The organism is Burkholderia sp. Bp9143 (genome assembly GCF_003853645.1).
Lineage (GTDB): Bacteria > Pseudomonadota > Gammaproteobacteria > Burkholderiales > Burkholderiaceae > Burkholderia.
In genome coordinates, this window is sequence record NZ_QTPO01000028.1 from 57,305 (window position 1) to 69,508 (window position 12,204).

Sequence of the window (12,204 nt, forward strand, 5' to 3'; positions counted from 1 at the left end):
GCGCGCATCACGGCGCGAAGAACACGTCGGTGCGGTTCGTCAGGTTGCCTGCGCTCGTCTGGACGAAGAACGGATGGAACGACGACGAGGGCCCCACGTCGAGCCCCTGGTAATCGCCGATGAAGAAGCCCTCCGCGTTGGGCGCGATCTTCATGTCGAACGGGCCGCCGACGCGCCGCTCAGCGGCGAACGAGGCGCCGCCGTCAAGCGAGATCTTGCGCCAGAACCCCGTCGGCAGCGTCGTCGTGTTGCCCGCTTGCAGATCGCGGAAGTCGTAGTAGGTGACCATCACCGCGCCGGCATTGTCGACGCGCACCGACGGATTGAACGCGGGGCGCCCGGTCGGCGTGTTCACCTGCAGCGGCGCGCTCCAGGTTGCGCCGCCATCCTTCGACGTCGACAGCGCGATCTCGTCGTAGTTGCCGCCGTTGAAGCGGCTGTCCTGCCATACGACGTAGAGTTGCCCCGACGCGGGATCGATCGCGGGTTCCGGAATGATGTCGCCGGTGCGGACCGGTTCGCCGGTGTTCGGATCGGTCACGCCGACCGTCTGCAGCCCGGCGATCACCTGCGGCTGCGTCCACGTCGCGCCGTCGTCGGTCGACTTGATGAACGCGACCTTGCCGGCCGCCTTGCTGAACGGCGGCTGGATCAGGTCGAAGAAGTTGTAGAGCGTGCCCGTCTTCGGATCGACGACGATCTGGTTGCCGATCGTCTGCTGGCGCGATGGCACGTGGACGATGACCCTCGCGCGGCTCCAGTTCTTGCCGCCGTCAACTGTCTTCGAGAACAACGTCGGCCCGCGGAATGCGGCCGTGTGCAGGTTCGCGTATGGGTTGCCGTTCGGCAGTTCGAGACGGTCCCACACCGCGTAGGCCGTGCCGGCCTTCACCGGGTTCGCCGTCACCGATTCCTTGTCGTTGAAGAACTGCGTCGTCGGTTCGTCGTTCGCGATCAGCACGGCCGGGCTGCTCCACGTCTGTCCGCCGTCGGCCGACACCGACGCCGCGACCGCATTGCTGTTGTTCGACTGGTTGAACGAGATCGATACCGAATACGCGGTGCCGTCCGGCCCGAACGACACCCACGGATCGGACGCGCGCTCGTACTTGAGCCCACCCGGCGCGCAGGCGCTGAACGGTTGCGGCGTGCGCGCCCAGGTCGCGCCGCCGTCGAACGTGTAGCCCGCGACGAGCCCGTGGGCGCCACCGTTCGACCAGCGGTCCTGCTGCCACACGCCGATCATGTTCGTCGGGTTCGCCGGGTTGACCGAGAGCCACGGTTCGACCTCGGCATTCACGTAGTTCGTGCCGGGGCCGCCGATGGTGCAGGCGGCGAACGGGCTCGGGCCGGACACGACCACGGGGTCGGCATGCGCTACTGCTGCTGTGGCGGTGACCATCGCCATCGCGGCGGACAGGCGGGTGAGGCGGGTGACAAGCGAGTGGGACACGATCGTGCGTCGCATGGACTGCTCCTCGTTGACGTGCGGCGGCGATGGCGCGGCACGGCGGCGCGACGCGCACCGGTACGCGGCGGCACGGATGCCGTGCACGCGTCGGAGCGGGTCGTTCGGGGGGCCGTTACGGTCATCGCAATCCGCGTGTGCTGGATGCCGCCAGCACGTCGGTCAAGACTCCTCTTCGTTTTCATTGCTTGTCGGGTGGGGCAGGCGATGCGGACCCGACGAGAAGGCCGGTCGATGCATATGACGAATGCGTCGAAGTGGATTGCAATGTAGGCGACCAGATGTGGCGCGGGAGGCAATTTTTTGTAACAGAGCGTAGTCGGAAAGCGTTGCCGAAAAACGGTGCGCGCGGAACGCAAAATTTGCCGCAGCGCGCGCGCGAAACGAATCGAAAACGCGAATCACAATCGCTTTCGATCGAGACGATCGTGTCGCACCGTGTCGGTACGGCGCTGCCTGTTGCGATCGATGTGCCGCGCCGCCGGCGCGGTTCAGCGCTCGGCCGGAAAGCGGTCCTGCAATGCGTGCAGCCAGCGCGCGACGACGTCGAGTTCGTCGTCGGAAAAGCCGTCGCACAGCTTGCCGTTCAGTTCGCGCAGCAGCACGCGCGCACGCTTGAGCGCCGCGTGACCTTCGTCGGTCAGGAACAGGCGCGTTGCGCGCCCATCGTCCGAATCGGCGTGACGCGTGAGCAGGCCGGCCTTCGCCATCCGGTCGGCGAGCCCCGTCATCGCGGACGGCGCCAGTTGCAGCGCCGCGCCGACTTCGCCGATCAGCGCGCCGTCCTGCCTCGCGAGGTAGAACAGCACGCCGGCCTGCGCGGCGCTGGCGCGCGCATCGGTCTCGGCCTTGCGGTCGACCCAGCGCTGCACGCGCCGCTGGCCGATGTTCAACAGGAAAAACAGTCGTCGGTCTTCGCTCAAGCTCGGTTCCCGGCAGCAATGGAAAGGGACGGGCGACCCGCAGCGCGCGGCGCGTCGAGCGCCTGCGCGAGCCAGTCGGCGACCGCGGGCCACAGCACGGTGCCGGGCCGGCTGCGAAAGAAGCCCATGTGCCCGACCGGCCCGCTGCCCGCGGCGTGCGGATCGATCTGGCGGCGTTCGACGGCCGCCCGGGTCAGGTAGCTTACCAGCAGGTCGATCGCGGGCGGGTTCGCCCACGGATCGTCGTCGAAACCAAGCACGAGAATCGGCAATTGCTGCTTCGAGAAGCGCTCGGCCGCGCCGAGCGTCGGATCGTCGAAGAAGTAGCGCGGCAGCGTGGTCCAGCGGCTCCATTCGCGGAACACGCCGGCGGGGAGGTCCTCGCCGAGCCCGAGCCGCTTGCCGGGCACGTAGCCGAGCAGCGCGGATGCAAGCGGGCCGAGCACGCGCAGGATCAGCCGCACCTTCAGCCGTTCCGCCGCACGGGAAATCAGCCGCGTGCTGCCCGCGTGCGCGGCGACGAGCACGGCCGCGCGCAGGTAAGCGGTGCCGGCCGACAGCCCGATCGCGTGGCCGCCGACGCTATGCCCGACCGCCAGCAGCGGCAGCCCGTCGTGCGTATCGCGCGCCCACGCGATCGCGCCGCCGACGTCGAGCTCGACCCAGTCGCGCATGCGGGCCTGCAGCGCGCTCAGCCGCGCGGGCCGCGACGCGCCGATGCCGCGATAGTTGTAGGTCAGCGCCGCGAAGCCGCGTTCGGTCAGGAAGCGAGCGAAGCCGGCGTACAGCCGCTCCGGCACGGCGGTTGCCGGATGGATCAGCACCAGCGCACGCGGCGGCGCGTCCGGCGACCACAGCGTGCCGCGCAGCGTATAGCCGTCGGCGGCGGAAAACTCGATGGGATCTGATGTCATGGCCGTCCTCGTTCCGGGTGATTATTTCGTATGCGAAATATAGTTCGCGATGTATTTCGCGTGCGAAATATCTGTCGAGGAATCATTCGAACGGCTTCCCGTGAAGCCCGGCGAACGGGGTCGCTTCGTGGCGGTCTTTCCATAAGATATCTGCATCTTTGCATAGCAGAATATTGCGTTTGTCTCATGAGGCGGATCGCCGTATCGTCCCCGGTACCATCCCGTCCGTCGGCCGTCGCGCCGGGCGGACCCAAGGGCGGCGCCGTCGCACCGCTCGTATGCGGGCGCATTCGCGGCACCCGCACAAAAGACAACCGCCGCGCAGTGAGCGTGCCGCGGCGCGCAGCCATTTCCGATCGACAACAGGAAGGGCCATCGACATGCCCGGTATCACACGGCAGTGACGGCGTAGGCGACGACGATCGCCCATTCGTTTCGCCCCGGCATGTCGATCGTGCAATGCCGGGGCGATTTCATTTCACGCGTCGATGCGTCGATGCGTCGACGCATCGCGTCAGAACGACGGCAACCCCGGCGGATTCGTCTCCGCGCGCGCGACCGCCTCGCTCTGCAATCCCCAGCGCGCAAGCGCCTGCCCATAGCGGCCGTTGCCGATCAGCGCGTTGGTGGCGAGCGTCAGCGCCGGCGCGAGCCCGCTGCCGCGACGCGTCGCGATCGCGACATCCGCATTCGCCGGCCAGCCCGCGTTGACGACGCCGACCCGGCGAATCCTGCCGTCGCGCGCGGCCTCGTACGCGAGCGACGCGTTCGGATTCAGCTCGGCATCGGCGCGGCCCGACAGCAACGCGACACGTGCTGCCGCATCGTCATCGAAATAGAGCAGCTCGGTCGCCTTCAGCCCTTGCGCGACATTGCGCCGGCTCCATTCGAGCAGGATGCGCTCCTGGCTCGTCCCCGCACCCGTGATGATGCGCAGGCCCGCGACGTCCTTCGGTTCGGCTATCTTCGCGATCGGGCTCGCGGTGCGCACGTAGAAGCCGTGCAGCCCGAGCCGGTAGGTCGTGAAGTCGTACTTCTCCTTGCGCTTCTCGGTCACGCCGACGTTCGAGATCACGGCATCGTATTTGCCGGACGTGAGCCCGAGCGGCCAGTCGGCCCACGCGATCGGCACCAGCACCAGCGTGCGGCCGAGCGCGTCGGCGACGAGCTGCGCATAGTCGGGATCGGCGCCGACCACGGTGCGTGCGTCGGTCGCGTAGGTCGACACCGGTGGCGCGTGCGGCGAGATCGCGACCGTGAAGGCGCCGTCGCGTACCCAGCGGTAGGTGCTTGCCGCGCGAATCGCCGCATCGTCGCGCGACGCGCGGATCCGGCCGGCCTGGCGCGGATCGAGGTCGGCCGTCGCGGCTGCGGCCTCGGCCGCGTGCCACCGCAGGCCGGCCGCGGCCGCCAGTGCGGCGGTGATGAACTGGCGTCGGTCGATCATCGTCGGTTGCCTCGCAGGTCGTGAGCGGCGCGCATCAGAGCACCCGCGACAGGAATGCGCGCGTGCGCGGATGGGCCGGCGCGTCGAGCACGACGGCGGGCGGGCCCGACTCGACGATGCGGCCGCGCTCCATGAACAGCACGTTGTCCGCGACTTCGCGCGCGAAGCCGATCTCGTGCGTGACGATCACGAGCGTGGTGCCCGAGCGCGCGAGCTCCTTGATCACGTCGAGCACTTCGTTGACCAGTTCGGGATCGAGCGCCGACGTCGGCTCGTCGAACAGCAGCACCTTCGGGCGCAACGCGAGCGCCCGCGCGATCGCGACGCGCTGCTGCTGGCCGCCGGACAGCTGGCGCGGGTACGCATCGGCCTTGTCGGCGAGGCCGACGCGCGCGAGCAGCGTGCGCGCGGTGCGCTCGGCGGCCTCGCGCGTGACGCCGCCGACGGCGACCGGCGCCTCGATCAGGTTCTCGAGCACCGTCAGGTGCGGAAACAGGTTGAAGTTCTGGAATACCATCCCGACCGCCGTGCGCCGCTTCAGCACGTCGCGCTCCTTCAGCTCGTGCAGCACGTCGCCGTCGCGTCGATAGCCGATCAGCTCGCCGTCGATGTCGATGAAGCCGTCGTCCACGCGTTCGAGATGGTTGATCGTGCGCAGCAGCGTCGACTTGCCCGAACCGGACGGCCCGACGATCACCGTCACGCTGCCGCGCGGCGCGACGAACGACACGTTGTCGAGCACGCGCTGCATGCCGAACTGCTTCGATACGTTGTGCACGGCAACTTCGCCGCCGGTGCGCGGCACCGGAGCGGCCGTGGCCTCGCCGTGAGCCGTTGCATCTGCCGTTGCGTTGCGTGCCGCGGCACGCCGCCACAGCGCACTGACGCGCGCCAGCACGAACGTCAGCGCCGACGGCGGCGGGTTGCGCAGCGCCCCGCGCGCATAGTGGCGCTCGACCTGCACCTGGATCGCGGACAGCACGGTCAGGATGATCAGATACCAGACGGTTGCGACCATCAGCAGCGGAATCACTTCGAGATTGCGGCGATAGATCACCTGCACCGTATAGAACAGCTCGGGCATCGCGAGCACGTAGACCATCGACGTGCCTTTCGCGAGCGTGATCAGGTCGTTGAACGCGGTCGGCAGGATCGCGCGCATCGCCTGCGGCAACACGATCCGCGTGGTCTGGCGGCCGCGCGGCAGGCCGAGCGCGGCGGCCGCTTCGAGCTGCCCCTGGTCGACGGCGAGAATGCCGCCGCGAATCACCTCGGCGGAAAACGCCGCGTGGTTCAGCGAGAGGCCGAGCACGGCCGCGAGGAACGGGCTGATCAGGTCGGTGGTCGGCGTGTCGAACCACACGATGTCGGTGAACGGCACGCCGAGCCGCACGTGTTCGTACAGGTAGCCGAGGTTGTTGAGGATCAGCAGCAGCACGATCAGCGGAATCGACCGGAACAGCCACACGAAGGTCCACGCGCTCGCGGCGAGCAGGCGCGAGCGCGACAGCCGGGCCAGCGCGACGAACGCGCCGAGCGCGAAGCCGAACACCGCGCCGAGCAGCGTCAGCACCAGCGTGCGCGCAAGCCCGGACAGCACCGGCGGCGACAGGAACCATTCGGCGAACACGGGCCAGCCCCATTGCGGGTTGCCGAGGATCGAATACAGCGTGATCGCGATCAGCACGAGCGCGAGCACGGTGCCGACGGTGCGCGTCCGGTGCCGGGCCGGCACGATCCGCAGGCGCGTGCCTGTGTCGCGGACGCGGGACGAAGAAAGCGGCGGCAGCGCGCCGCCGAGATGGGTCGTGTCGCTCATGTCGGTGAGGGTCCTTGATCGGGTCGGTTGGAAGCGCCACGCGCCGCGCGCGGCGGCGCGGCGTCGTCACGCGTGCGCTTCGGCCGCGTCGTCCTGTTTCTGCACCGCGCCGGGCGCCGCATGGCGGCTCGCCTTGCGCGGCAGGCCGAGGTGCTCGCGCAGCGTGCTGCCCGGCAGGTCGCGGCTGTAGCGGCCGCGCGCCTCGAGTACCGGAATCACGAGGTCGACGAAGTCGTCGACGCCCTGGGCCTGCACCGGGAAGCCGAGGATGAAGCCGTCGCCGGCGCCGGCGTCGTGCCAGCGGATCAACTCGTCGGCGACGTGCTCGGCGGTGCCGATGAAGTTCGGGCGCGGCGTCGCGACGGCGAGCGCCGTCTCGCGCAGCGTGAGGTTCTTGCGCTTCGCATCGGCCTTGATCCGGTCGGTGGTCGAGCGGAAGCTGTTGCGGCCGATGTCGCCGAGTTCGGGGAACGGCGCGTCGAGCGCGTACTGCGTGAAATCGTGGTGATCGAAATAGCGGCCGAGATACGCGAGCGCCTCGTCGATCGTCAGCAAGTCGCGGATCGCCTGGTATTTGTCTTCCGCTTCGGCAGCCGTGCGGCCGACGATCGGCCCGACCCCGGGGAAGATCTTCACGTCGCCGGGCTGGCGTCCGTGCTCGACCGCGCTGTGCTTCACGCGCCGCGTGAACGCGGCCGTTTCGTCGAGCGACGGCGAATGCGTGAACACGGCGTCCGCATACTTGCCCGCGAGCCCGATGCCCGTGTCGGACGAGCCGGCCTGGAAGATCACCGGCTGCCCCTGCGGCGAGCGCTGGATGTTCAGCGGGCCGGCAACCTGGAAGAAGCGGCCGCGGTGATCGAGCGTGTGGAGCTTGTCGCGATCGAAGAAGCGCCCGCTCGCGCGATCGCGCACGAACGCGTCGTCGTCCCAGCTGTCCCACAGCCCCTGCACGACCTCGAGGTATTCGTCGGCGATCTCGTAGCGCAGTTCGTGCTCGGGATGTGCCTTGCCGAAATTCTTCGCGGTGCCTTCGAGCGGCGTCGTCACGACGTTCCAGCCCGCGCGTCCGCCGCTGATCGCATCGAGCGACGCCAACTGGCGCGCGACCGTGAACGGCTCGCTGTACGACGTCGAGATCGTGCCCGCGAGGCCGATCTTCTTCGTCGCGACCGCGAGCGCCGACAGCACGGTGAGCGGCTCGAAGCGGTTCAGGAAATGCGGGATCGACTTCTCGTTGATGTAGAGGCCGTCCGCGACGAACGCGAACGCGATGCCGGCGGCTTCCGCCTTGCGCGCGATGCCGATCGTGAAGTCGAGGTTGATGCTTGCATCCGGCGGGTTGCTGGGGTGCCGCCATGCGTTCATGTGGCTGCCTGCGCCTTGCAGCATCAGGCCGAAGGGAATCGATCGTGGGGTCGTCATGGGGGCGTCACGCGTTCTGTTCGGGGGAAAGGGAACGTTCGGCCGAAAGGGCCGCCTGCACGGGCGTGATCGACTGCGCGCCGCCGAGCCATTCGGCCGACGCGAGCCGCGCCGCGTAATCGGTCACCGGCGAGTCGATCACGAACGCGTCGACGTCGAGCCGCCGGCTCAGCGCGTCGAGCGCGCGGTGCACGCGCTCGGGCGTATCGGCCAGCACGGCCGGGCGCAGCTCGTCGATCCGGTAGTCGGACGCGCCGCTTTGCCGTGCGAATTCGGCCGCGGCCTGCGCGCTCGCCAGGTTGAAGCTCTGGCCGCCGGCGAACTGCAGCTTGAAGATCTTCAGCGGCCCGATCAGTTGCTCGGCCTCGTCGCGGGTCGGCGCGGCGACTGCGTACAGCGCGACGAGCGCTCGCGTTCCGCCTGCGTCGCGGTAGGCGGCCAGCGAGCGTTCCAGGTTCGCGTCGTCGCCGTTGAAGTGCCCCGCGTAGCAGAAGCGCCAGCCGTGGCGCGCGGCGAGCGCGCCGCTGTCGGGCGAGCCGCCGAGCAGGATGCGTTCGGGCGCGTGCGGCGGCTCGGGCATCGCGACCGCGCCGGCGAGCGGATGATCTTCGGCGACGCCCCAGCCGAGGAACGCGTCGAGCGCCGCGAGCTGGCCCGCGAAGTCGGGCTTCTTCGCCTTGTCGTGATACCACTGCAGCGCGCGCGTGGTCAGCGGCAGCCCGCCGGGCGCCTTGCCGATGCCGAGATCGACGCGGCCCGGCCCGAGCGCGGCGAGCAGCCTGAACGACTCGGCGACCTTGAACGGGCTGTAGTGCTGCAGCATCACGCCGCCCGAGCCGACGCGAATGCGCGACGTGTGCGCGAGCAGGTGCGCGACGACGATCTCGGGCGCGGAGCTCGCGAAGCCGGGCGCGCCATGATGCTCGGCGACCCAGAAGCGCTCATAGCCGAGCTGTTCGGCGCGCCGCGCGAGGGTCGTCGTGAAGCGCAGCGCATCGGCGGCGGTCGCGCCGTCGGCGATCGGGCTCTTGTCCAGCAATGAAAGCGAATAAGACATGGTGTTCGGTATTCCTGCGCAAGGCGTGGAGGGGCGGCGCTCAGCTCTTCGGCAAGCCCGGCGGGTTCGTGCGCGACTGGTCGATCGCTTCGGATGCGAGGTTCCAGCGGTCGAGAATCTGTTGATAGCGGCCGTTCCTGATCAGCCCGTTCAGCGCGACCGTCAGCGGCTCGGCGAGCCCGCTGCCGCGGCGCGTCGCGATCGCGATGTCGGCCGTGCGCGGCCAGCCGCCGCTGATCGCGCCGACGAGCCGCGTCTTGCCTTGCTGCGCGCTCTGGTACGCGAGCACCGAGTTCACGCTGAACACCGCATCCGCGCGGCCCGACTGCACGGCGACGATCCGCATCGCCTGGTCGTCGTAGTACTGGACCTGCACGGGCTTCAGGCCGCGCGCGACGTTCTCGCGGTCCCACGCGAGCAGGATCTTTTCCTGGTTGGTGCCGGCGTCGGTCACGATGCGCAGCCCCGCGACGTCCTTCGGTTCGCGGATCGACTGGATCTTGCTGTCGTTGCGCACGTAGAAGCCGACCTGGTCCTTGCGGTAGGTCGAGAAATCGAACTTCTGCTTGCGCTCCTCGGTGACGGTGACGTTCGAGATCACCGCGTCGACTTTCCCCGATTCGAGCGCGAGCGGCCAGTCGGCCCACGCGAGCGGGACGATCTTCAGCTTGCGGCCGAGGCTGTCGGACACGAGCTGGCCGACGTCCGCGTCGAAGCCGATCACCGTGCGCGCGTCGGTCGCATACGAGCTGATCGGCGGCAGGCTCGGCGCGACGCCGATCGTCAGCGTGCCGGCTTCGGCGAACCGGAACGACGCGGGCACCGCGCGCTCGACGGCCGCATCGGCCGTGCCGCGCGGGCGCCCGCGCTGCTCGGGGCTCAGGTCGAAGGTCGCGGCGGCCGCGGCGATCGCGGTCACGCCGATCAGCGCGGCGGCCAGCGTGCGGATCGCACGCGGCGTGAAGGGTACGGCTCGTTGCATGGATGCGTCCTGTGGTTGTGTTGTCGCTGGGAGCGAGGGAGCGAGGGAGCGGAATCGGATGGTGCGAGGCGTTCAGCGCGGCAGCACCGCGTCGGGCAGCGGCGCCCACAGGTCGGCGAGCGTCGACGTGCGCGACGGATCGGCGAGATCCTTGCCGAAGCGCAGGTGGAAATACGCTTCAGGGGCGATCGACGAATCGAACAGCCGTGTATAGCCGGTGCGGTCGTACAGCGCCCACGCTTCGGGCTGGCGAAAGCCGGTGCTCAGGTACACGCGTCGATAGCCCTGCTGCGCGGCGCGCAGTTCGAGCGCGTCGACGATCAGGCGCGCGAGCCCCTGGCGGCGCAGGTCCGTGCGGGTCCAGATGCGTTTGAGTTCGGCGGTCTGCGCGTCGTAGCGCTTGAATGCGCCGCCGCCGATCGTCTCGCCGTCGCGCAGCAGCAGCACGAACGCGCCTTCGGGCGGCGCGAACAGCTCGGCCGGGTAGCGCGCGAGTTCGTCGCGTGCGGACGCGCGGCTGTCGGGGCGGTACGCGTCGTAGCGCGTCGCGTATTCGTCGATCAGCGCGTCGATCAGCGGCTGGGCGCGGACGTCGAGCGGCGTCGTGTCGAGGATGCGGTCGTTCGTGGCCATGGGCATCGCGAAGGGCGCGCGATGCGGACGTTCCTGGCGGGGGCGGGGCACACGGCCCGTCCGGTCTGTTCCGTTATCGCGACGCGGTTGTCGTGATGGCGGCGGCCGCAGTGCTTGCTGCGCTGCATCCGGCGTGCCGCCGCCGTTTCGAACACGTTAGCGGCGCGGCCGGCAAAGACGAACGAAGCAATTTCGATAAGGATTTCGTGGGGCGCGTCAGAAGGGTTGCAGGGGGAGGGGCGGCGAACGGGCGTGGTGGGGAGCCGCGCTCGTTCAATGTGGGTATCACGTAGATGACCGCCATGGATCGGCAGGATGTTGTTGTTTCAACGGCCTGCCGGTCATGCCGATCCGAGGCTGTCCCTTCAGGGGCGCGAGCATACCGCCGAGAACCGCCGCCGGGGCGGCGACGGTCCTCGTCGAATTGTCGCGTCAGCGCAAAGCTCCGCCGTCGCGGGGCGATGATCGACGACGACGGAGTTCAGGCTGCTGCCTGATGAATCGAGCCGTGCTGTTCGCCACCCAGGATATCGACAAGATGGGTCAGCATCCGGCTCAATTCCCCCATCATCAACGTGACATCCGAATCGAAGCGTTCATCGTCATTTTGCGCGGTGGGATCCGCCGCTTCCTTGATCACGTCGAGCGGCGTGACACGCTTGATCGTGAGCGACGGTGTCAGCACGAACGAGATTCGGTCATCCCAGGTCATCGCGAGGCGCATGCATTGTTTGCCGGCTTCGATGTGCCGGCGCATGTCGCTCGCTTCCAGCGCGTGGCCGACATATCGCACCGTGGCACCGCCTTCGCCGCTGGAGCGCAACTCGGCGTCCTGGTCCACGGTGAAACCGCCAGGCGCCTCGCCGGACAGCAGCCAGTCCGTCATCGCGGCCACCGGCGAACGGGCCACATGAAGGCCGGCGAGCGGCAACGAGTCGATCGATTTGACGAGGAGGCTGCGAACGTCGTCGGCAAGCGCCTGTGCCGCCGCATCGATGACGAGCCAGCCGTTCGCCGTATCGATCCACACGCGGGTATCGCGGCGAATGCTGAACGCGCGCGGCAGCAGTTCGTCGGTAACCTGCTCCTTGAGTTCGCGCAGTTGCCTTCGGCCGACCTTGAAACCCTGCTGCTCTTCGACTTCAAGCGCACGCGCTTTGGTTACCTGATTGACGACCGACGCCGGCAGCAGCTTCTTTTCGGCACGAAACAGCAGCAGCATCTGCCGGTTGATCGAATACACAAGCGCGCCGTCGTCACGCGGCGACGCCCATCCGGCGCTCTGCATTTCGACGCTGCTGCCCGGCTGGAACGCATGAGGCGCCAGCCATTTTTCCATCTGGTCAGGCGTGACCGCCCAAGGGGCCGGAAGACGATGAAGCTGAAGATTCTTGAACCACATGGGAGTACGGGCAAAGCGCATCATTCTATATGACGGCGACGATTCCACGTTCTGCGTACATTGCGGATAGAGGCCCTTCAATGTTTGCGCGTGCGGCGGCCGCAATTTCTTCTTCCCGCATTGCCATCGATGCG

General features: G+C 68.5%; 10 protein-coding genes. All 10 read right to left on the reverse strand.

Going from position 1 to position 12,204, the window contains the following annotated elements; all coding sequences use genetic code 11:
* Positions 1–7: 7 nt before the first annotated feature.
* Positions 8–1,468 (reverse strand): sialidase family protein, encoded by a 1,461-nt coding sequence (locus tag DIE23_RS21475; protein WP_124613982.1) that lies wholly within the window; start codon positions 1,466–1,468, stop codon positions 8–10.
* A gap of 491 nt (positions 1,469–1,959) precedes the next feature.
* Positions 1,960–2,391 carry a MarR family winged helix-turn-helix transcriptional regulator gene (locus DIE23_RS21480; protein ID WP_124613983.1) on the reverse strand — a complete coding sequence of 144 codons (432 nt, stop codon included), beginning with the start codon at positions 2,389–2,391 and terminating at the stop codon, positions 1,960–1,962.
* Positions 2,388–3,305: a serine aminopeptidase domain-containing protein gene (locus DIE23_RS21485; protein WP_124613984.1), complete on the reverse strand. Its 918-nt coding sequence runs from the start codon at positions 3,303–3,305 to the stop codon at positions 2,388–2,390. Before DIE23_RS21485 ends, DIE23_RS21480 begins: the two co-directional genes overlap by 4 nt.
* A 514-nt stretch (positions 3,306–3,819) precedes the next feature.
* On the reverse strand, positions 3,820–4,752 hold the full coding sequence (locus tag DIE23_RS21490) for an ABC transporter substrate-binding protein (protein ID WP_124613985.1): 933 nt from the start codon (positions 4,750–4,752) through the stop codon (positions 3,820–3,822).
* Positions 4,753–4,786: 34 nt separating this feature from the next.
* Positions 4,787–6,571 carry an amino acid ABC transporter permease/ATP-binding protein gene (locus tag DIE23_RS40745; RefSeq protein WP_124613986.1) on the reverse strand — a complete coding sequence of 595 codons (1,785 nt, stop codon included), beginning with the start codon at positions 6,569–6,571 and terminating at the stop codon, positions 4,787–4,789.
* A gap of 66 nt (positions 6,572–6,637) precedes the next feature.
* Positions 6,638–7,996 (reverse strand): LLM class flavin-dependent oxidoreductase, encoded by a 1,359-nt coding sequence (locus DIE23_RS21500; RefSeq protein ID WP_124613987.1) that lies wholly within the window; start codon positions 7,994–7,996, stop codon positions 6,638–6,640.
* A gap of 7 nt (positions 7,997–8,003) precedes the next feature.
* On the reverse strand, positions 8,004–9,053 hold the full coding sequence (locus DIE23_RS21505; RefSeq protein ID WP_124613988.1) for an LLM class flavin-dependent oxidoreductase: 1,050 nt from the start codon (positions 9,051–9,053) through the stop codon (positions 8,004–8,006).
* Between the two features lie 40 nt (positions 9,054–9,093).
* Complete coding sequence (locus tag DIE23_RS21510) at positions 9,094–10,035, reverse strand: ABC transporter substrate-binding protein (RefSeq protein WP_124613989.1); 942 nt, start codon at positions 10,033–10,035, stop codon at positions 9,094–9,096.
* Between the two features lie 72 nt (positions 10,036–10,107).
* Positions 10,108–10,668: a GNAT family N-acetyltransferase gene (locus tag DIE23_RS21515; RefSeq protein WP_124613990.1), complete on the reverse strand. Its 561-nt coding sequence runs from the start codon at positions 10,666–10,668 to the stop codon at positions 10,108–10,110.
* Between the two features lie 481 nt (positions 10,669–11,149).
* Complete coding sequence (locus DIE23_RS21520) at positions 11,150–12,070, reverse strand: recombination-associated protein RdgC (protein ID WP_124614014.1); 921 nt, start codon at positions 12,068–12,070, stop codon at positions 11,150–11,152.
* Positions 12,071–12,204: the final 134 nt, after the last annotated feature.